Genomic DNA, 20,198 nt, shown 5'->3' with positions numbered 1-20,198 from the left:
TGACTTTGCATGCGGGGGATGAATTAACGCTTAACCGCAATCCGGCATCTGGCCGGGCGTTCCGGTTGATCTGACGGTCGCGGCATGACACCATCCGGTCAAATTTCCGGCGCGTTGGGGGGATTCATGCGTGGCTTCGGGGGAATGCGGTTCATCCTTTCACTGATCCTGCTGTCGGGCGTGATGGCGCCGCCGGTTTCGGCGCAGGAACGCCCGCCCGTGCCGGAGCGGCGGCTGTCCTATGCCGACGGGGTGGATCTGGTCGGGCGCGATCTGTCGCAGATCTTCGACACCAGCCTGCGCGGCTGCGCGGCGGCCTGTCTGGCGGATGCGCAATGCCAGGCGGTGACCTTCAACGCGCGCAACAATTCCTGCTTTCCCAAGGCGGACGTGACGGGCACCGCGCCCTATGCCGGCGCGGTGTCGGGTCAGGTGCTGACGACGGATGCGGGGGTGCTGGACCGTGCGCGGGCGCGGCTTGGCGATCTGGACTTCCTGCCGGGGGAAAATGCCCAAGACGCCTACGGCATGGCGCGCGACATGGGGCTGACCTACCTGACCGGTTTCGCCACGCCCGAGCAGATCGAGGCAGAGCTGCGCAACGCCCGCGCCCGTCAGGACCTCGACCGCGCGCAGGAATTGCAGGGCGCGCTGATCGTGCTGACCGATGCCTCGGAACGCTGGACGGATTTCGCGGCGCTGGAGCTTGCGCGCGACGGCGATAGCTGGCGGGCGCGGCTCGCCGCGGTCAACGGCTATCTGCGCGCCGCCAGCCCCGCCGCGCAGGCCGAGGCGCTGAACGTCCTGTCGCGGGCGCTGGAACGCGGCGGCGACACGCGGGCGATGATCGCGGCGCTTACAAAGGCCGTGGCGCTGTCGCCCCGCGCCGATCTGGCCGAGGCTTTGGCCGATGCGCAGGGCAAATACGGCTTTCGCATCACCGAACACCAGATCGAATCGGACGGTGCCAGCCCCCGCATCTGCGCGGTATTTTCCGAGGATCTGGCCCGTTCCGGCACCGATTACGCGAGCTTCGTGCAACTTCCGGCGACCGGCCTTTCGGTCGAGGCGGAGGCCAACCGCATCTGCGTCGAGGGGCTTTCCCGCGGCGAGCGCCATACGCTGACCTTCCGCAAGGGCCTGCCCGATGCGGCGGGGGATGCGCTGGCGAAGGATGTCCCGATCACCGGCTATATCCGCGACCGCGCGCCGATGGTCACCTTCCCGGGCCGCGCCTATATCCTGCCGCGCGGCGCGGATGCGGGCGTGCCGGTGAACACGGTCAATGCCACCTCGGTCGAACTGCGGCTTTTGCGGGTGTCGGATCGGAACCTCGTCGCGGCGATGCGGGCGGATTACTTCGCCACCGCGCTCGACCGCTGGGATCAGGACGACCTCAGCGAACGCATGGCCGAGGAGGTCTGGAAAGGCTCCGCCGACGTGGGGATGGAGATGAACCGCGAGGTCACCACCCGCCTGCCGGTGCAGGAGGTCACGGGGCCGCTCGGCGCCGGGGTCTACGCGCTGATCGCCCGCATCCCCGGTGAGGACAGCTACGACAATCCCCCCGCGATGCAATGGTTCGTCGTTTCGGATCTGGGGATGACCAGCTTTTCCGGCACCGACGGGCTGACGGTCGCGGTGCGCCAGCTTTCCGACGCGGCCCCCGCCGCGGGGGTGCAGGTGACGCTCGTGTCCCGCGCCAATGCGGTGATCGCCGAGGCGGTGACCGACCCCGAAGGCGTCGCGCATTTCGACGCGGCGCTGACGGCGGGGAACGGCAATGCGGCGCCCGCGCTGGTTTCGGTGACGCGGGGCGACGACATGTCCTTCCTCTCGCTCACGGATGCCGAGTTCGACCTGTCCGACCGCGGCGTGGCGGGGCTGCCGCCCGCGCCGCCGATCGACGTTTTCCTGACCACGGATCGCGGCGCCTATCGCGCGGGCGAAACCGTCAACGCCACGATCCTTGCCCGCGACGCCGAGGTGCAGGCCCTGCCGCAGGTGCCGATGACCGCCGTTCTGGTCCGCCCGGATGGCGTCGAATACCGCCGCCAGCTTGCGGCCGAGGCGGGGGCGGGCGGCCATGTCGTCAGCTTCCCGCTGCTCGGCTCCGCGCCGCGCGGCACATGGCGGCTGGATGTCTATGCGGATCCGAAGGCTTACCCGCTCGCCTCGTCGAAACTGCTGGTCGAGGATTTCCTGCCCGAGAAGATCGACTTCGACCTGACCCTGCCCGAGGGCGTCCTGACGGCGGAGGACATTCCGCAACTGGCCGTCGATGCGCGCTACCTGTTCGGCGCGCCGGGGGCGGATCTGACGATCGAGGGCGATGTGCGCCTGACCGCGGCCTCGGCCCTGCCGGGGTATGAGGGCTTCCGCTTCGGCCGCTACGACGAACCCTTCAGCCCGGTCTACGACAGCCTGCCGCCCGACGCGACGGACGAGGAGGGCAAGGCGTTGCTGGACATTCCGCTGCCCGAGGCCGCCCGCATGGCGGACCGCCCGCTGACAGCGCGGGTGATCCTGCGCCTGAGCGAGGCCTCGGGCCGCCCGGTCGAACGCGACGTGGCCCGGCCGCTGATGCCCGCCGAGCCGGTGATCGGCATCCGCCCGATGTTCGACGACATCCTGCCGCAGGGGGCGGAGGCGCGGTTTCAGGTCGTGGCCCTTGGCCCGGACGTCACGCCGGTCGCGCTCAAGGCGCATTGGCGGCTGAACCGGATCGAGCGGCAGTATCAGTGGTATGCGCTCGACGGCCGCTGGAACTGGGAACCCGTGATCCGCCGCACCCGCGTGGCGGAGGGCGCGCTCGACCTTGACGGCACCGCCCCGCAGGAGGTCGCCGCCACCACCGGCTGGGGCGAATACGAACTGGTGGTCGAGGCGGACGATCCGCAGGCCTATGCCGCAAGCTCTGTCAGCTTCGACGCGGGCTGGTTCGCGCCCGCCGATGTGGCGGCAAGCCCGGACCGGTTGCAGATGTCGCTCGACAAGCCCGCCTATCGGGCCGGGGAGACGGCGCATCTGCGCATCGTCGCGCCGGCGGACGGGGTGGCGCTGGTGTCCGTCCTGTCGAACCGGGTGATCTCGCTGCAATCGGTGGCGGTGACGGCGGGGGAGAATGGCGTCGATCTCCCGGTGACGGAGGAATGGGGGGCGGGCGCCTATGTCACCGCCTCGGTCATCCGGCCTCTGGCGGCGCAGGCCCCGGACCGCGCGCCGGACCGGGCGCTTGGCCTCGGCTATGCCGCCGTCGATTCGGGGGCACGACGGCTGACGGCCACCTTGCAGGCGCCCGAGGCATCCGATCCCCGCGCGCCCCTGCCCGTGACGCTGAAGGTCGAGGGCGTGGCGCCGGGCGAGACCGCCTATGCGACCATCGCGGCGGTCGATGTCGGCATCCTGAACCTGACGGCCTTCAAATCCCCCGATCCCGCCGCCCATTACTTCGGCCAGCGGCGTCTGGGCGTCGGGCTGCGTGATCTTTACGGGCGGCTGATCGACGGGCAGGCGGGGGCCGAGGGCACCCTGCGCTCGGGCGGCGATGCGGCGGCGGGCACCATCGAGGCCCCCCCGCCGACCGAGGAACTGGTCGCCTATTTCTCCGGCCCGCTGACGGTCGGCGCGGATGGCACGGTGACGACGCAGTTCGACATGCCCTCCTTCAACGGCACGGTGCGGCTGATGGCGGTGGTCTGGTCGCAGACCGGCATCGGTCAGGCGGCGCAGGACGTGCTGGTGCGCGATCCGGTGGTGGTCAGCGCCTCGGTTCCGCGCTTCCTTGCGCCGGGGGACAGCTCGCGGCTGCTCTTGGACCTGCATCACACCAGCGGGCCTGCGGGCCGGATGGGGATCGAGGTCACCTCGCCCGGCCTCACCCTTGGCGAAGCGCCTGCCGAGGTGACGCTGGAGGATCAGGGACGCGCGGTGATCGAGGTGCCGCTGACCGCCCCGGCGGCCGAGGGCGTGCTGGAAATCCGCGTGGCCCTGACCACGCCCGACGGAAAGCGGCTGGACAAGACCCTGACCGTCCCGGTCGAGGCGAACGATCCCACCCTGTCGCGGCAGTCGCGGTTCGACCTTGCGCCGGGGCAGACCTTCACCTTTGACGCCGATGTCTTCGCCGGGTTCCGGGCCGGTTCCGCCCGGTCGATCCTCGCGGCGGGGCCGATCGCGCGGTTCGACGCGCCTGCAGTGCTGGCCGCGCTCGACAGCTATCCCTATGGCTGCACGGAACAGGTGACGTCGAAGGCGATGCCGCTGCTGTATCTGTCCTCGATCGCCACGGCGATGGGGCTGGCGACGCCCGCCGACCTGCCCGCGCGGATCGACGGCGCCATCGCGCGCGTGCTGACCAATCAGGACGGCTCGGGCGCCTTTGGCCTGTGGCGGCCGGAATCCGGGGACGGCTGGCTGGATGCCTATGTCACCGACTTCCTCAGCCGGGCGCGCCGGGCAGGGCATGCGGTGCCGGATCAGGCGTTCCGCAGCGCGCTCGACAACCTGCGCAATCAGGTGAACTACGCCCCCGATTTCGACCGCGAGTCCAACGGCGGCGGGGCGCTGCTGGCCTATCAACTCATGGTTCTGGCGCGCGAGGGCGCGGCGGCGGTGGGCGATCTGCGCTATTACGCCGATGTGAAGGGCGACGATTTCGCCACGCCGATGGCGGCGGCGCAGCTGGGCGCGGCGCTGGCCTCCTACGGCGATCCGGCGCGGGCGGATGCGATGTTCGCGCGGGCGGGGCGGATGATTTCCGCGCAGGCCGCGGAGCGGGCGGTCTGGCGGGTCGATTACGGCTCGGCGCTCCGCGACCGCGCGGCGGTGCTGGCGCTGGCGCAGGAGGCCGGATCAAATGCGATCGACAGCGAGGCGATCGGCGCCTCGGTCACCCAAAGGCTGGGTCAGGTGCCGCTGTCGACGCAGGAATCCGTCTGGGTGCTGATGGCGGCTAGCGCGATGATCGACCGTCCCGGCGCGGGCGGGCTGACGATCGACGGCCAGACCCCGGCCGGGCCGGTGGTCAGCATGATCGACGCGGAGACCGCCGGGCGTTCCGTCGCCATCGCCAATGGCGGGGCGCAGCCGCAGACCCTGACGCTGACCACGCTTGGCGTGCCCGAGGTGGCGGAACCGGCTGGCGGCAACGGCTGGCAGATCGCGCGCAGCTACTACACGACCGAGGGCGAGCCCGTGGACATCGCCCATGTGGCGCAGGGGACGCGGCTCGTGACGGTGGTCGAGGTCACGCCCCTTGGCCCGCAGGCCGCGCGGCTGATGATCTCGGACCCGCTGCCCGCGGGGTTTGAAATTGATAACCCGAACCTGATCCGCGGCGGCGATCTGGCCGGCCTCGACTGGCTCGACGTGCTGACGAACACCCGGATGACGGAGTTCCTGCAGGACCGCTTCCTCGCCGCCGTGGACTGGCAGAGCGATCAGCCCTTCCGGCTGGCCTATATCGTGCGCGCCGTCAGCCCCGGAACCTTCCGCCATCCCGCCGCCTCGGTCGAAGACATGTATCGCCCGGAAATGCGGGCGCATGGCGACGCCTCCGGGGTGGTGATCGAGTGAGCGGGCGGCTCGCCGCGCTGGCGCTTGGCCTTGCGCTGGCGGCCGGCGCGCGGGACGGCGTGGACGACTGGGTGGCGCGGACCGCTCTGCCGCCGCTGGACGTGCCGGTGGGGAGCGAGGTGCTGGCCCGCGACGGCACGATCCTGCGCGCCTTCCCGGTCGCGGACGGGCGCTGGCGGCTGGACCCGGGGGAGGTCGATCCGGCCTATCCCGCCCGGCTGGTCGCCTATGAGGACCGCCGTTTCTACAGCCATCACGGCGTCGATCCGCTGGCGGTGCTGCGTGCGGCGGCGCAGGCGGCAGTGTCCGGGCGGGTAGTGTCGGGCGCCTCGACCCTGACGATGCAGGTGGCGCGGCTGCTGGAGCAGGGCACGACGGGGCGGATTTCCGGCAAGCTGCGGCAGGCGCGGGTGGCGCTGGCGCTGGAACGGCGGCTGACGAAGGCGCAGATCCTGAGCCTTTACCTGCGGCTCGCGCCGTTCGGCGGGAATATCGAGGGGGTGCGCGCCGCCTCGCTGAGCTGGTTCGGCAAGGAGCCGCGCCGCCTGACCCCCGCCGAAACCGCGCTGCTGATCGCCCTGCCGCAATCGCCCGAGGCCCGCCGCCCCGACCGCCACCCCGAGGCCGCGCGCGCCGCGCGGGACCGCGTGCTGTCGCGGTTGGCCGGCGAAGGACTGCTGACCGGCGAGGCCGCTACCGCCGCGATGCGCGAAGCCGTGCCGCAGGCGCGGCGGGATTTTCCTGCGCTCGCCCCACATCTGGCGCAAAGGCTGGCGGCGGCGCATCCGCCCGGCAGCCGCATTCCGACGACGATCGACGCCGGGCTGCAACGCGCGGCCGAACGGCTCGCCCTTCGGGCGGTGGCGGGGCAGGGCGGGCAGGTCTCGGCGGCGATGGTGCTGGCCGATCACCGGAACGGCGAGATTCTGGCGCAGGTCGGCGGCGCCGAGTGGACGGATACCGCGCGGGCGGGGTTTGTCGATCTGACGCTGGCGGCGCGTTCGCCCGGATCGACGCTGAAGCCTTTCGTCTACGGGCTGGCGTTCGACGACGGCCTCGCCCATCCCGAGACGTTGATCGAGGATCGCCCCCGCGCCTTCGGCCGCTGGCAGCCGCAGAATTTCGACCGGCAGTTCCACGGCACGGTCAGCCTGCGGCAGGCGCTGGCGCAATCGCTGAACCTGCCGGTCGTCAGCCTGACCGAAAGCCTTGGCCCCGCGCGGCTCTTGGCGGTGCTGCGACGGACGGGGGCGAAGGTCGCGCTGCCGGGGCAGGCGGCGCCGGGGCTGGCGATCGCGCTTGGCGGGGTGGGGATCAGCCTGCAGGATCTGGTGACGGCTTATGCGGCGCTGGCGCGGCAGGGGCGGCCCCTGCGGCTGTCGGCGGAGCCGGGTCGGGCCGGGGAGCTGCCGGGGCGGATCTTTGGTCCCGTCGCGGCGTGGCAGGTGGGGGATATCCTGTCCCATATCACGCCGCCGCCCGGCGCCGCGCCGGGGCGGGTGGCCTACAAGACCGGCACCTCCTACGGGCACCGCGACGCGCTGGCGGTGGGCTATGACGGGCGCTTCGTGGCCGGGGTCTGGCTCGGCCGCGCCGATGGGACGCCGGTGCCGGGGGCCTTCGGCGGCGATGTTGCGGCGCCGGTGCTGTTCGAGCTGTTCGACCGTCTGGGGGCCGCGCGCGAGCCCTTGCCGCCGCCGCCGCCCGATACGTTGCTGTTGCCGAACGCCCGCCTGCCGCAGCCCCTGCGGCAGTTCCGTCCGCGCGGCGCGCTGGTCGCCGATGCGGATGCGCCCGAGCTGACCTTTCCGCCCGACGGGGCGCTGTTGCAGCCCTCGGGCGGCGGGGTGATGGCCAAGCTGCGCGGCGGGCAGGCACCCTTCACCTGGCTGGCGAACGGCATGCCGGTGGCGAGGGGCGAAAGGGGCCGCGCGGTCTGGATCGACCTGCCGGCGCAGGGCTTCGTCACGCTGACGGTGCTGGATGCGCGGGGGCGGTCGGCCTCGTCCCGGGTCGGGTTGGTGCGCTGATCAGCGGCCCAGCACCAGCGCCGGCAGATCGTCCAGCTTGGCGATCGGCAGGCCGCCCACCGATTGCGCGACTCCGAGCGTGGCGACCTGCATCCCCGCCGCCTTCGCCGCCCGTGCGCCGGTGCCCGAATCCTCGACCGCCAGCACGTCGCGCACCGTCAGGTCCAGCAGCGCCGCGCCCTTGCGGTAGGGCTCGGGGGCGGGCTTGCCCTCGGTCACGTCATCGACGGAGATCGTGCCCACCAGCAGGTCGCGGATGCCGAGCGCCGCGATATTCGCGTTCAGCACCCGCCGCCCGGCGTTCGACACGGCCACCTGCCGCAGCCCGGCTTCGGCGAAACGGCGGATCACCTCGACCGCTCCGGGCAGGGGCTTCAGCGTGCCGGACCCGGCGATATAGCTGTCGATCAGGCGGTTCTTCCATGCCTCGCGGGTCAGGCCCGGCGGCATGGCGGGGGCGAGCATGCCCCAGATCTCATCTTGCGAGAGGCCGAGGAAACGGTCCTCCGCCTCGTTCCGCAGGTCGACGCCCAGATCGAGGCAGACCGAGATCAGGACTTCGTGGTGCAAAGGCTCGCTGTCGACAAGGGTGCCGTCGACATCCCAGGCGATGCCCTTGAACCGGAGGGGCTGAGTGTCGGGCGTCTGGCTTGTCATCGGTTTTCCTGTCTGAACGGGTGTCGGATGGCATTAAAGCGGCCCGGCGCGGGGATGCAACCCGTCGCCGTGCCGCAGGCGGCGCGATTGGGAGGCTTTTGCGCGGATGACGCGGATTTGTGGTGTGGAGGTCGGGTCGGAGCCGGGATCGGGCCGCGGGTGGATGGGGGGCAGGGGGCCAGCCCCCTCTTTGCGCATGCGCGCAAATTCACCCCCGGGATATTTATGGAAACACGAAAGGGAGAAGGGTGCGGGATTTCGGGGGGGCTTAGGTGGTGCGGGCCGTCGGGAAACGCCCGATGCGCGGGCAGCGGCGATCAGGATGCGGATATCCGAGTTTTTCACTAGGCTACCTGCTGGACCCGGCGCGGACAAGCCGTTAGTCAGGGGCGCGAGACCCGGCGTCAGCCGGTCCGGGACCCGACCATGTATCAGGAGAGCAGGATGACATTTCCCCGCCTTGCCGCGATCAGCCTTCTGGCACTTTTCCCCGCCGTCATGGCTGTTGCCGATCCGGTGACGGTGACCACGGCGCGCGGCCCCGTGACCATCGACGAGACGCCGGAGAGGCCCGTCGTCTACGATGTCGCGGCGATCGATTCCCTGCATGCGCTTGGCGTGCCCGTGGCCGGGGTGCCGCAAAAGCTTTATGTCGATTACCTCGATGACGTGTCGAGGGATGCGGCGAAGGTCGGCACGCTGTTCGAGCCGGATCTGGAGGCGGTCGCGGGCCTTGGCCCGGACCTCATCATCGTCGGCGGGCGCTCGGCGGCGCAATATGACTCGCTCGGGCGGATCGCGCCGGTGATCGACATGTCGGTTTCCCCGGATGTGCTGGGCGATGCGGAACGGCGGCTGAAGGATTACGGCGCGCTGTTCGGCAAGCAGGACAAGGCGGACGAACTGATCGCCTCGCTTCAGGCGAAGCTTGATGAGTTGCACGCGGCGGCCGAGGGGCGGGGCAGCGCGCTGATCCTGCTGACCAACGGGCCGAAGGTCGCGGCCTATGGGGCCAGCTCGCGCTTTGGCTGGCTGCATACCGCGACCGGCATGCCCGAGGCGCGGGCGGGCCTGTCGGCGGAAAACCACGGCGATGCGGTGTCGCTTGAGTTCATCGCGGAGGCCAATCCCGACTGGATCTTTGTCATCGACCGCAGCGCCGCGATCGGCGAGGAGGGGCAATCCGCCCGCATCACGCTGGACAATCCGCTGGTGGCGACGACCAATGCCGCGAAGAACGGCCATATCCTCTATCTCAGCGGCGCGGGGATGTATGTGGCGGGCGGCGGCTATACGGCGCTGATGCAGACGCTCGACCAGATCCTTGCCAGCCTGAACGGGTAGGGCATGCACGACCGCCAGAACAGGGATCGCTGGATCAGGGTCCTGGCGCTGGCCGGGCTTGCGGCGCTGGCGCTGGCAAGTCTTGCGGTGGGGGCGGCGAATGTGTCGCTCAGCGATCCGCAGGCCTGGCTGTTCCTGACCGTCTCGCGGATTCCGCGCACGCTGGCCGCAATGCTGGCGGGGGCGGCGCTGGCGGTGGCGGGGGTGGTGATGCAGCAGATCGCACGCAACCGTTTCGTCGAGCCCTCGACCACCGGCGCGCCGGAATCGGCGGCGCTTGGCCTGATCGCCGTGACGCTGATCGCGCCCGAAGCGCCGATCTGGGTCAAGATGCTGGTGGCCTCGGTCACCGCGCTGATGGGGGTGACGCTGTTTCTGCAGGTGATCCGCCGACTGCCCCCGAAAGAGGTGTTTCTGGTGCCCCTTGCTGGGCTGATCCTTGCGGGGATTCTGGGCGCGGCGGTGACGTGGATCGGCTGGGAGACCGACCTGCTGCAATATCTGTCGATCTGGCTGCTGACCGGGGAATTTTCCGGCGTGATCGCGGGGCGCTACGAATTGCTGTGGATCGCCGGGATCGCGGCGGTCATCGCCTGGTTCGCGGCGGATCGTTTCTCGATCCTCGGGCTGGGGGTGGAATCGGCGACGGCGCTTGGGCTCAGACCGCAGGCGGTGATGCGGCTTGGCCTTGTCGTCGTGGCGGTGGTGACGGCGATGGTCGTGTCCTCGGTCGGCATGATCCCCTTCGTCGGGCTGGTGGTGCCGAATATCGTGTCGCGGATGATGGGCGACAACCTGCGCCGGACGCTGGCGCCCACGGCGATGGGGGGCGCGATGCTGGTGCTGGGATCGGACCTTGTCGGGCGGCTGGTCATCCATCCCTATGAGATCCCGGCGGGCACCGTTCTGGGCGTCGTCGGTGCGGCGCTGTTCCTGATCCTGCTGTGGCGGAGGCCCCGCCGTGCGCGATAGGAAGACCCTGATCCGGCTTGGCCTGCTGGTGCTTGCGGTGGGCGTGGCGGCGGCCCTGTGGATGTTTCAGGGGCTTGGCGCCGGGCGGCGCGATTTCGTGCTGGCGCTCAGATGGGAAAAGCTGATCGCGCTGGTGCTGATCGGCGCTTCGGTCGCGGTGGCGACGGTGCTGTTCCAGACGGTGTCGCGCAACCGGATCCTGACGCCCTCGATCATGGGGTTCGATGCGCTTTACCTGCTGATCCAGACGCTGGCGGTGGCGATGCTCGGTGTGACGGGCTTCGCCATGCTGCCCGGAGGGCCTAAATTCCTGATCGAGACGGCGCTGATGACCGCCCTTGCACTGGCGCTGTTCGGGACGCTTCTGGGCCGCGGCGCCGGTTCGGCCGAGGATATCGCCCGCACGATCCTGACCGGGGTGGTGCTGGGGATATTGTTCCGCGCCGGGGCCTCGCTGATCGGGCGGCTGCTGGACCCGAACGCCTATGCGACGGTGCAGGCGGTCAGTTTCGCCAATTTCGGCCGGCCGAATGCGGCGCTGGTCGGCTGGGGCGCGGCGCTGGCGCTGCCGGCGATGGGGCTGGCGCTGTGGATGGGGCCGCGGCTCGACGTGCTGGGGCTGGGGCGCGAAAGGGCGGTGTCGCTCGGGCTGCGCTACCGCGTGGTGATGACCGGGGCGCTGGCGCTGACGGCGGTGCTGGTCGCGGTCTCGACCGCGCTGGTCGGGCCGGTGGCCTTCCTTGGCCTGATCGTCGCCGGGCTGACGCATGGCCTGTTCCCGGCGGCGCGGCACCGGCTGCGGCTGGTCACGGCGGCGCTGATCGCCTGCCTGCTGCTGGTCCTTGGCCAATGGCTGTTCGAGCGGTTCCTTGGCCGGCAGGCGGTGCTGAGCGTGGTGATCGAATTCGCGGGGGGGATCCTGTTCCTCGCGCTGCTTCTGAAAGGACGGATACGATGAGCGGAACCGGGGGCATTGATGTCCGGGGCGTGACCCATCGCATCCACGGCACGACGATCCTGCAACCGATCGACCTGTCGCTGCCGTCGGGCAAGGTGACGGCGCTGATCGGGCCGAACGGGGCGGGGAAATCGACGCTGATCCGGCTGATCGCGCGGATCGACCCGTTGCAGACGGGCGAGGTCACGGTGAACGGGCTCGACGTGCGGCAGACGCCCTCGGCGCGGCTGGCGCTGGAGATGGCGTTCATGGGCCAGCACAGCGGGCTGGTGTCGCGGTTGAGGGTGCGGGAACTGGTGGCCTTCGGCCGCTGGCCGCATTGCCATGGCCGTCCGGGGCCAAAGGACCGCGCCGCCGTCGAAAAGGCGCTGGCCGATTTCGACCTGCTGCCGCTGGCGGACCGCTTCATGGATGAATTGTCGGGGGGGCAGGCGCAGCGGGCGCATCTGGCGATGACCGTGGTGCAGGAAACGCCCTGGCTGCTGCTGGACGAACCGCTGAACAATCTGGACCTTGCCCATGCCCGGGCGCTGATGGCCCACCTTGCCCGGCTGCGGGACGAGGGGCGATCGGTGCTGATCGTGCTGCACGATCTGAACTTCGCCTCGGGCTGGGCCGATCACGTGGTGGCGATGAAGGATGGCCGCATCCTCGCCGAGGGTGTCCCGGCCGAGGTTCTGACCGAACCCCGGCTGTCGGAGCTATATGATACGCCGATCACGGTCGGCAGCTATCAGGGCCGGCCCCTGATCCTGCATCACCTGTGATCAGGCCGCCGGTCCGGTGGTGACCAGATCCACCGTCACCGCGATTCGCGCGCCGCTGGCATCGAAAGCCGCGACCGACAGCCCCGTGGCGCTGCGCGCGGTGATGCGGACCGAGATGGCGCCATTTCCGCCCACCACGCCCGTCGTCGTCACCAGCCCGGAGTCCGAGGCGAAGACCGCGGGAAAGGTCGCCGCGACATCGCCCGAGGTGGCCGTCGTCACCGATTGCCAGCAGGTCAGCGTGCCATCCGCCTCGCGCCGGTAGCGGCCCTGCGCGGTGGTGCCGCCCGTCGCGCCGCTTGCGCGCCAGTCGTTCCAGCCCGTACCCGCCCGTGCGCGGCTGTGGACGATGCCGCCCGCGTCGATCAGGATCTGCACCTCGGCCCCCGCCGCGCGGCGCTGATGCAGCAGGATGCCCGCCGTGATACCCGCCGGTCCGCCGGAGCTGCCGCTCGCCGTGTCGTAGCCGTGGAACCCGGGGGCGAGGTCGGAGGCGATGTTGCCCGCGACCGGGGCCGTGCCACCAAGGCCGAAGGCGCCCACCCGCATCAGCCGCCCCGCCGTCGCATCACCCGCCGCCGCCTGCACCGCCGCGCCGGAGGCAAGGCCCGTCGCGGCTTCAAAGCTCAGCGCGGTGACGAAGGTGGTGCCGTCGTCGCTCACCCTGATCGCGAAATCGTCCGAGCCGGTCAGCCCCATCTCGGCCCGGCCGGACCAGTCGCTCTGGAACAGCAGGCTCGCGGTTTCGGCGGCGGCGGCCTTGTTGACCTTCAGCCGGTGCCCGCCGCCCGCATGGGTCAGCAGCGTCGCCTCGGCCGCGACGGCAAGCCGGTTCGTCGCATCGGCGGTGGTCGAAATGCCCAGCAGCGGCAGCGTCGTCACCGCGCCGGAGCCGCCGGTGGCCGCCCAGAGGGTGCCGGTCCAGACGACCTCGGTGCCGCTGGCGATGACATGGGCGCGCCAGCCCGCGCGCGGGGTGAAGAACCGCCAGCCCTGCGATTCGCCGTCGTAAACGGCCACGCAATCGTCCCGCCCGGCCCAGGCGCCGCCCGCCCCCGTGCCGACGATGTAGCGATCCCCCGTGTTCAGGGTCGCGGACGGCGTTGTCAGCCCCTGATCCAGCACCGCAAGCTGCACCAGCACATCGAGGATCTCGATCGCCTCGTTATGCGTGACATGCTTCTGCGCCTGCGACGGCATGATGTAGGGCAGGGATAAAAGCGTGGAACTGTCGGACATGGGGACCTCATTCGCCGGAAGGTGGCGCGCAGGGTAGGGGGAGCGGGGTTAATCCGCTGTGGCCGCGCCGTGCGCTGCTGCCCGGCGTCGCGCGGGTGGAGGGGGCGGCAGGGGGCGCTGCCCCCTCGGCGCCATGCGCCTCACCCCCGGGATATTTATGGAAACACGAAAAGCAGAAGGCTGTTTGGGGGATTGGCGTCAAAATCCATGGGTGTCTGATCCGGATCAAAGTGGATTCGACACATTCCCGCTAATCTCGCACCATACAGTCGAACAGACGGCGCAGAGAGGAGTTGACACCATGAAAGCGGCACGCTGGCATAACGCCAAGGATATCCGCGTCGATGACATCCCCGAACCGGAGGTGACGGCGGGCAAGGTCAAAGTGCGGGTGAAATGGACCGGCATCTGCGGGTCGGACCTGCACGAATATCTGGCCGGGCCGATCTTCGTCCCGGTGAAGACCCCGCATCCGGTCAGCGGCGATGTCGCGCCGATCGTGATGGGGCACGAATTCTCGGGCGAGGTCGCCGAGGTCGGCGAGGGCGTCACCAAGGTCAAGGTGGGCGATCACGTGGTGGTCGAACCGATCCTCGCCTGCGGCGAATGCGAGGCCTGCCGCCACGGCAAATACAACATCTGCGAAAAGCTGGGCTTCCACGGCCTGTCCGGCGAGGGCGGCGGCTTTGCCCCCTATACGGTGGTCGGCGAACGCTGGGTCCACAAGATGCCCGAGGGCCTGTCCTTCGAACAGGGCGCGCTGGTCGAACCGGCGGCGGTGGCGCTGCATGCGGTGCGGATCAGCTCGCTGCGCGCGGGCGGCACGGCGGCGGTCTTCGGCGCCGGTCCCATCGGGCTTTTGCTGGTCGAGGCTTTGAAGGCGGCGGGCGCGGCGCAGATCTTCGTCGTCGAGCTGTCGGAACAGCGCGGCGTGAAGGCAAAGGAACTGGGCGCCAACGTGGTCATCAACCCGAAGGAGACGGATGCCGCCGCGCGCCTGCGCGAGCTGACCGATGGCGGCGTCGACGTGGCCTTCGAGGTGACCGGCGTGCCGATGGTCCTACAACAATGCATCGACGCCACGAAGTTCGAGGGCGAAACCATGATCGTCTCGATCTGGGAAAAGGAGGCGCCCTTCCAGCCCAATACCGTGGTGCTGAAGGAACGCACGCTGAAGGGCACGATTGCCTATCGCGACGTCTTCCCGGCGGTGATGGAGCTGATGCAGCGCGGCTTCTTCCCGGCCGACAAGCTGGTGACGAAACGCATCAAGCTCGACGACATCGTGGAGGAAGGCTTCGACGCGCTGGTGCGGGAAAAGACGCATATCAAGATTCTCGTCCAGCCCGACGCCTGATCGGCGGACCGGAAGACACAGGCCCCGCGGGCGATCGCGGGGCCTGTTCCGTTCGCCGATCACGGCAAGTTCATTGCCCCCGCCGGACGGATCATGCGAGCATTGCGCATGATGAACGCATTGGTTCGCAGCCTGCAGTCCGCCTTGGGACTCATGGGGGTTCTGGCCCTCTTTCTCGCCATGCTGCTCCCGCGGGAGGCGGTGGCGGCCAAGGTCGCCTTTGCCCTCGCGCCCGCGGCCGGGATCGCAAGTGCCGCCCTGCCCGCCGGGCCTATGGGCGATGCGCCGGATGGCCTTGCGACGATCCCCCCGGCGGCCTCCGTGCCGCCCGCGCCATGTGACCGAATCACGCGCGCCGGCTGGACGGCCACCGGCCCCCTGCCGCAGCAGGCCGACTGGTTGCGGCCTGCAAGCCGCGCCTCTCCCGAACGATCCTGATCCGCTGTCCCGGCCTGACCCGGCCGCTTTCAATCAGGAGATACCCCATGTTGAACAATGCTTTGACCCTGCCGCACCTGCTGCTCATCGCCGTCGTCGTCCTTGTCCTTTTCGGCAAGGGCAAGGTTTCCGCGCTGATGGGCGAGGTGGGCCGCGGCGTGACCGCCTTCAAGCGCGGCGTCGAGGATGAAAATGCCGCCGCGGCGGCGCAGCCGGCCCCGGCGGTGGAAGACCGCACCGCGCAGGATGCGCCGGTGCCGCAGCCGCAGGCCGCCGACAAGACGCTGACCTGACCGGACTGCGGGCCGCCTTCGGGCGGTCCGCGCGCCGGGTGCGGTTGACACCGCCGGTCCGCTGCCACAGGGTTGGCCAAAGCCCCGACGGGGCGTGACGATTGCGCCCCCGGCGCGGGCGATGACAGGATGGATATGGCGACGGATTCCCACCCGGATGCGGACAGCAAGATCTTCGGCGCGGCCCCCCGGTCCCCATCCGACACACCGCCCCATCCGCAGGCCCGACACGTCTTTCGCCGCCCGCTGATTTCCGACATCTCGGCGGCGCGCTGGCTGCTCTTGGGGATCATCGCGGCCTCGGTCTATTTCTTCTACGGCTTCCTCGTGCCGGTGCTGGCGGCGGGGGTGATCGCGCTGGCAAGCTGGCCGATCCGGCAATGGGCGGTGGCGCGCTTCGGCCGGACCGCCGCCGCCGCCATCCTCGTGCTGCTGATCGTGTGCTTCCTCGTCGTGCCGATCACCATGGCGCTGCTTTATGCCTTCGGCGAATTGCAAAGCTGGATCGGCTGGCTGTTCGAGCTGAACTCGGCCGGCGCGCCGACGCCGCCGTGGATGGTCGACCTGCCGCGCATCGGCCCCTGGCTCGACGAGATGTGGAGCCAGCACGTCGGCCGCCCCGGCGCGGTCGGCGAGCTGGTGCAACTGGTTTCCGGCTCGAACATCGGGGCGATCTATCGCGGCGTGCTGACGGCGGGGGCGCTGGCCTTCCATCTGGCGCTGACGCTGCTGTTCGTGCTGGTCACGCTCTTCGTCTTCTACCGCGACGGCGAGAGGATCGAGGCGCAGATCGACCGCGTTGGCCTGCGCATCCTGCCGACCCGCTGGGACCGGCTGTCGCGCGTCGTGCCGGCGACCATCTCGGCCACGGTGACGGGCATGACCCTGATCGCCATTGGCGAGGGTGTCGTGCTGGGCGTCGCCTACTGGGTCGCGGGGGCGCCGTCGCCGGTGACGCTTGGCGTCATCACCGGCTTCATGGCGCTGATCCCGGGCGGCGCGCCGCTGTCGTTCACGCTGGTCTCCATCTACCTCGCGGCGACGGGCCACGGGGTCGCCGGGCTTGGGCTGTTCGTCTGGGGCTCGGTCGAATTGTTCATCGTCGACAAGACGATCCGCCCGGTTCTGGTCGGCGGCCCGGTCAAGCTGCCCTTCCTGCCGACGCTGTTCGGCCTGATCGGCGGGGTGAAGACCATGGGCATCGTCGGGCTGTTCGTCGGCCCGGTGCTGATGGCGCTTCTGGTGACCATCTGGCGCGAATGGCAACGCGAGATCGCCACCCCCGGCGCAAGCGAATCATCGCCCGAGGACAATCGCTGACCCCCCGCATCCGGTTCGCGCCGCGCCGCGGAAGCCGCCGATCGGGGCCTGCGAGATAAAATCTGACATATATTGTCAGAAAATTGCCCGCAGCCACGCTTGCGGACTTGCGCCGTCACCTCCACTTCGCAATAAGCGATGCAAGAGCCATGTTTCCGGGCCCATTCCGGCCCGGTGCGCGTAGCCAGATCAAATTCGCAGATTGCGTCCGCTTCTTCGGGGGTATCGGTTCCGGCCGAACGGCCCGGGCATTCCGGCGCGGGCGCAGATGAGACAGGAAGACGCTCGAGAATGACCCACCCAGACCAGACACCGCATCGGCTGCAACGCTATGTTTCGATCACCGCGATGATCGTGGCGGGGCAGATGCTGGCGGCAGCGCCTCTCTGGGCTCAGGACGTTCCGAGCCCGGATACCGTGACCCCGGCCCCGGAAATCACCCCCGCGCCCGAAGCCGCGACCCCGGCCCCGGAAATCACCCCCGCGCCCGAAGCCGCGACCCCGGCTCCGGAAGCCACCCCCGCGACCCCGGCTCCGGAAGCCACCCCGGCCGCGCCCGAGACCGCCGCCCCGGAAGGCGCGGCGGAAACCACGCCGGCTCAGGTTCCGGAAACGGCGGAAACCCCGGCAGCCCCTGTCGATCAGACCGACACCGCACCGGCGGCCGACGCGCCGACCGCCCCCGCGACCGATGCCCCGGCGGCCGAGGCCGTCCCCGCCACCGAAGCCCCCGTTGTCGAGGCGCCCGTGGTGGAACCTCCCGCGCCGATGCCGAATGTCTTCGAGGATCCGGCCGGCGCCATCACCCATGTCTTCACCCGGGTCGAGGCCGATCCGAACCTGCCGCACGACCTCTCGCCCTGGGGCATGTTCCGTCAGGCCGACATCGTGGTGAAGCTGGTGATGATCGGCCTTGCCGTCGCCTCGCTGGTCACCTGGACCGTGCTCATCGCCAAGACGATCGAGCTGTCGGTCGCCAAGCGCCGGGCGCGGACGGCGCTGCTGGCCGTGCACGAGGCCCGCACCCTTGACGAAGCGACCCGCCGCATCGGCGAACGCGGTGGCCCGGCCGCGCTGATGCTGCGCGCCGCACGCGAAGAGATCGCGACCTCGGAACCCGTTCTGGACTTCGCCGGCGGCGATGGCGTCAAGGAACGCGTCGAAGCCTCTCTGCGCCGGATCGAGGCGGGGGCGGGCCGCAAGGTCTCGGTCGGCACCGGCCTCCTTGCGACGATCGGCTCCACCGCGCCCTTCGTCGGGCTGTTCGGCACCGTCTGGGGGATCATGAACGCCTTCATCGGCATCTCGAAGGCGCAGACCACCAACCTCGCCGTCGTCGCCCCCGGCATCGCCGAGGCCCTTCTGGCCACCGCCCTCGGCCTTGTCGCGGCCATCCCGGCGGTCATCATCTACAACCATTTCGCGCGCACGATCGCCCGCTATCGCCAGATCCTGTCGGACGCCGGGGTCGGGGTGGAGATCCTCGTCAGCCGCGATCTCGATTTCCGCAAGATGCCGCAGGCCGGGGTCGTCCACCCGCGGCAGGCGGCGGAGTAAACGCAGATGGCAGGCGGTATCAGACAGGACAGCGGCTTCGACCTCGACGAAAGCCATGAAATCAACGTCACGCCCTTCATCGACGTGATGCTGGTGCTGCTGATCATCTTCATGGTGGCGGCGCCCCTGGCGACGGTGGACATGAACGTCGATCTGCCGGCCTCGACCGCGCAGCCGGCGGACCGGCCGGACAAGCCGCTCTACCTCACGATCCAGGCCGATCACACGCTCGCGGTCGGCGAGGAAAAGATCCCGCGCGAGGAACTGGCGACGGCGCTGGAACGGGCGACGGACGGCGACAAGGAAACCCGCGTCTTCCTGCGCGCCGACAAGACGGTGGATTACGGCAGCCTGACCGACACGCTGAACGCGCTGCGCGCGGCCGGGTATCTGAAGGTCGCGCTGGTCGGCCTTGAGCTGACCCCGCAGGCGGCGCAGGCCGCGAACGGGCAGGCCGCCCCGGCAGCAGGAGGTGTCACCGCGCCATGAAGGGCTGGGCGAACGAATTTCACGGACGGGGGCGGCGCCTTGGGGGCGCGGCTCTCTGGGCGTCGGCGGCGATGTTCGTGGTCGGTGCCCATGCGGGGGGCGTCGCGCTTCTGCTGCGCCATTCGCCGGAACTGCCGGCCGCGGATTCCCCCGCGCCCGCGCTGATGCTGGAATTGGCCCCGATGTCCGAGGCGGTGAACACCGACAGCTCGAACATCACCGACCAGATGCAGAATTCCGAAGAGGTCCTGTCGGACGAGGTCCCGCCCGAACCGCCGGAACCGGAACCCGAGGTCGTCGAGGATACGCCCCCGCCGCCCGAACCCGAGGTGGTCGAGGACGAACCCCCGCCATTGCCCGATCCGGAACCCGAGATCGCCGAGGAAATCCCCGACGAGATCGAGACTCCGGTCGAAGAGGCCGCCGTGGTGATCCCGCACCGCCGCCCGATGCAGCGCCCCGAGATCCGCGAACCCGAACCCGAAAAGCGTGTCGTCGAAAAGCCGCGCCGCGAACGGGAACATCGCCGGGAACGCAAGGAGGCCCCGTCGCAGGCCTCGACCGCCGCCGCCGCGCAGGTGCAGCAGTCGAACCGCAACGCCGCCGCCCAGACGGCCGCCGGCGCGGGGGCGAAGGTCGCCCCGGCGAAATGGCGTTCGCGGCTGATGGCGCATCTGGAACGGCGCAAGCGCTATCCGGCGGAATCGCGGGCGAAGCGCGAACAGGGCGTGGCGCATGTCACCTTCGTCATCGACGCGGCGGGCAATGTCCTGTCCTCGCGGCTCGCGAAAAGCTCGGGCTATCCGGCGCTCGACCGGGCCGTGGTGGAAATGGTGCAGCGCGCCTCGCCGGTGCCCGCGCCGCCGCCGGGCGTCAACCTGACGATCACCGCGCCCGTGCGCTTCGATCTTCGCTGAGACGGGCTTCGCTGAGAACGGGGGCCTTCGGGCCCCTTTCGCTTCCAGATTCCCGCATCCCTCCTCGGACCCGGCACGCGCCATCCTTCCCGCATCCTTCCTCCGGCCCGCCCGCGCGCCCTGCCGTCGTTTTTCCATAAATATCCCGGGGAGTCGGGGCTTTGCCCCGACGGGGCAGCGCCCCTCTTCTCCGCCGGACAGGATCCCTCCGGCTGGGTGCGCCCAAGGTCCCGGACCAATCCGCACCGCTTTCCACCCGGTTTTTCCGATCTTTTCTATCGGA

General features: G+C 70.0%; 15 protein-coding genes. 13 read left to right on the top strand and 2 right to left on the bottom strand.

The genetic code is table 11. The features are described from left to right. Positions 1 to 126 precede the first annotated feature (126 nt). Together D2T30_RS03815 and pbpC are read left to right on the top strand one after the other, a co-directional pair. A complete protein-coding gene (locus tag D2T30_RS03815; protein ID WP_128207708.1) occupies positions 127 to 5,577 on the top strand; it encodes an alpha-2-macroglobulin family protein in 5,451 nt (1,816 codons plus the stop codon). After that, positions 5,574 to 7,607 carry a penicillin-binding protein 1C gene (gene pbpC / locus D2T30_RS03810; protein ID WP_241651194.1) on the top strand — a complete coding sequence of 678 codons (2,034 nt, stop codon included), beginning with the start codon at positions 5,574 to 5,576 and terminating at the stop codon, positions 7,605 to 7,607. The genes D2T30_RS03815 and pbpC overlap by 4 nt, the downstream gene beginning before the upstream one ends. On the opposite strand, the gene D2T30_RS03805 is transcribed toward pbpC, so the two are convergent. Then, a complete protein-coding gene (locus D2T30_RS03805) occupies positions 7,608 to 8,264 on the bottom strand; it encodes an HAD family hydrolase (RefSeq protein WP_128207707.1) in 657 nt (218 codons plus the stop codon). Positions 8,265 to 8,708: 444 nt separating this feature from the next. Between D2T30_RS03805 and D2T30_RS03800 the strand changes: the two genes are divergently transcribed. From D2T30_RS03800 to D2T30_RS03785, 4 genes are all read left to right on the top strand, one after another. Then, positions 8,709 to 9,608: a siderophore ABC transporter substrate-binding protein gene (locus tag D2T30_RS03800; protein ID WP_128207706.1), complete on the top strand. Its 900-nt coding sequence runs from the start codon at positions 8,709 to 8,711 to the stop codon at positions 9,606 to 9,608. A 3-nt stretch (positions 9,609 to 9,611) separates the two neighbouring features. After that, the gene (locus D2T30_RS03795; protein ID WP_128207705.1) at positions 9,612 to 10,580 is read left to right on the top strand and encodes an ABC transporter permease; all 969 of its coding nucleotides are present in this window, start codon (positions 9,612 to 9,614) and stop codon (positions 10,578 to 10,580) included. 61 nt (positions 10,581 to 10,641) lie between these two features. Then, entirely contained in the window at positions 10,642 to 11,538 is an 897-nt protein-coding gene (locus D2T30_RS03790) for an iron chelate uptake ABC transporter family permease subunit (RefSeq protein WP_128207899.1), read from the top strand. After that, positions 11,535 to 12,305, top strand: coding sequence for an iron ABC transporter ATP-binding protein (locus D2T30_RS03785; RefSeq protein WP_128207704.1), 771 nt, complete (start codon positions 11,535 to 11,537; stop codon positions 12,303 to 12,305). Before D2T30_RS03790 ends, D2T30_RS03785 begins: the two co-directional genes overlap by 4 nt. On the opposite strand, the gene D2T30_RS03780 is transcribed toward D2T30_RS03785, so the two are convergent. Further along, a complete protein-coding gene (locus D2T30_RS03780) occupies positions 12,306 to 13,544 on the bottom strand; it encodes a DUF2793 domain-containing protein (RefSeq protein ID WP_128207703.1) in 1,239 nt (412 codons plus the stop codon). Positions 13,545 to 13,845: 301 nt separating this feature from the next. Here D2T30_RS03780 and D2T30_RS03775 point away from each other — a divergent pair, with 301 nt between their 5' ends. From D2T30_RS03775 to D2T30_RS03745, 7 genes are all read left to right on the top strand, one after another. Further along, positions 13,846 to 14,901, top strand: a complete 1,056-nt coding sequence (locus D2T30_RS03775; protein WP_128207702.1) for a 2,3-butanediol dehydrogenase — start codon at positions 13,846 to 13,848, stop codon at positions 14,899 to 14,901. A gap of 108 nt (positions 14,902 to 15,009) precedes the next feature. Further along, complete coding sequence (locus tag D2T30_RS03770; protein ID WP_128207701.1) at positions 15,010 to 15,339, top strand: hypothetical protein; 330 nt, start codon at positions 15,010 to 15,012, stop codon at positions 15,337 to 15,339. Positions 15,340 to 15,386: 47 nt separating this feature from the next. Beyond that, on the top strand, positions 15,387 to 15,632 hold the full coding sequence (locus tag D2T30_RS03765) for a twin-arginine translocase TatA/TatE family subunit (RefSeq protein WP_128207700.1): 246 nt from the start codon (positions 15,387 to 15,389) through the stop codon (positions 15,630 to 15,632). Between the two features lie 135 nt (positions 15,633 to 15,767). Further along, positions 15,768 to 16,952, top strand: coding sequence for an AI-2E family transporter (locus tag D2T30_RS03760; RefSeq protein ID WP_128182646.1), 1,185 nt, complete (start codon positions 15,768 to 15,770; stop codon positions 16,950 to 16,952). Positions 16,953 to 17,243: 291 nt separating this feature from the next. Continuing rightward, the gene (gene exbB / locus D2T30_RS03755; protein ID WP_241651193.1) at positions 17,244 to 18,509 is read left to right on the top strand and encodes a tonB-system energizer ExbB; all 1,266 of its coding nucleotides are present in this window, start codon (positions 17,244 to 17,246) and stop codon (positions 18,507 to 18,509) included. 6 nt (positions 18,510 to 18,515) lie between these two features. Next, positions 18,516 to 18,998: a TonB system transport protein ExbD gene (gene exbD / locus D2T30_RS03750; protein WP_128207699.1), complete on the top strand. Its 483-nt coding sequence runs from the start codon at positions 18,516 to 18,518 to the stop codon at positions 18,996 to 18,998. Then, a complete protein-coding gene (locus tag D2T30_RS03745; RefSeq protein WP_128207698.1) occupies positions 18,995 to 19,915 on the top strand; it encodes an energy transducer TonB family protein in 921 nt (306 codons plus the stop codon). Before exbD ends, D2T30_RS03745 begins: the two co-directional genes overlap by 4 nt. Positions 19,916 to 20,198 lie beyond the last annotated feature (283 nt).

This window comes from Paenirhodobacter populi (genome assembly GCF_004022215.1).
GTDB lineage: Bacteria > Pseudomonadota > Alphaproteobacteria > Rhodobacterales > Rhodobacteraceae > Rhodobacter > Rhodobacter populi.
This window is presented reverse-complemented; position numbering and strand designations above follow the sequence as displayed.

What these genes read in the sequence shown, in the direction of transcription:
- D2T30_RS03815 (WP_128207708.1), top strand. Translation starts at nt 127, where the DNA reads ATGCGTGGCTTCGGGGGAATGCGGTTCATCCTTTCACTGATCCTGCTG.
- D2T30_RS03805 (WP_128207707.1), bottom strand. Translation starts at nt 8,264, where the DNA reads ATGACAAGCCAGACGCCCGACACTCAGCCCCTCCGGTTCAAGGGCATC.
- D2T30_RS03800 (WP_128207706.1), top strand. Translation starts at nt 8,709, where the DNA reads ATGACATTTCCCCGCCTTGCCGCGATCAGCCTTCTGGCACTTTTCCCC.
- D2T30_RS03795 (WP_128207705.1), top strand. Translation starts at nt 9,612, where the DNA reads ATGCACGACCGCCAGAACAGGGATCGCTGGATCAGGGTCCTGGCGCTG.
- D2T30_RS03790 (WP_128207899.1), top strand. Translation starts at nt 10,642, where the DNA reads ATGTTTCAGGGGCTTGGCGCCGGGCGGCGCGATTTCGTGCTGGCGCTC.
- D2T30_RS03785 (WP_128207704.1), top strand. Translation starts at nt 11,535, where the DNA reads ATGAGCGGAACCGGGGGCATTGATGTCCGGGGCGTGACCCATCGCATC.
- D2T30_RS03780 (WP_128207703.1), bottom strand. Translation starts at nt 13,544, where the DNA reads ATGTCCGACAGTTCCACGCTTTTATCCCTGCCCTACATCATGCCGTCG.
- D2T30_RS03775 (WP_128207702.1), top strand. Translation starts at nt 13,846, where the DNA reads ATGAAAGCGGCACGCTGGCATAACGCCAAGGATATCCGCGTCGATGAC.
- D2T30_RS03770 (WP_128207701.1), top strand. Translation starts at nt 15,010, where the DNA reads ATGATGAACGCATTGGTTCGCAGCCTGCAGTCCGCCTTGGGACTCATG.
- D2T30_RS03765 (WP_128207700.1), top strand. Translation starts at nt 15,387, where the DNA reads ATGTTGAACAATGCTTTGACCCTGCCGCACCTGCTGCTCATCGCCGTC.
- D2T30_RS03760 (WP_128182646.1), top strand. Translation starts at nt 15,768, where the DNA reads ATGGCGACGGATTCCCACCCGGATGCGGACAGCAAGATCTTCGGCGCG.
- exbB (WP_241651193.1), top strand. Translation starts at nt 17,244, where the DNA reads ATGACCCACCCAGACCAGACACCGCATCGGCTGCAACGCTATGTTTCG.
- exbD (WP_128207699.1), top strand. Translation starts at nt 18,516, where the DNA reads ATGGCAGGCGGTATCAGACAGGACAGCGGCTTCGACCTCGACGAAAGC.
- D2T30_RS03745 (WP_128207698.1), top strand. Translation starts at nt 18,995, where the DNA reads ATGAAGGGCTGGGCGAACGAATTTCACGGACGGGGGCGGCGCCTTGGG.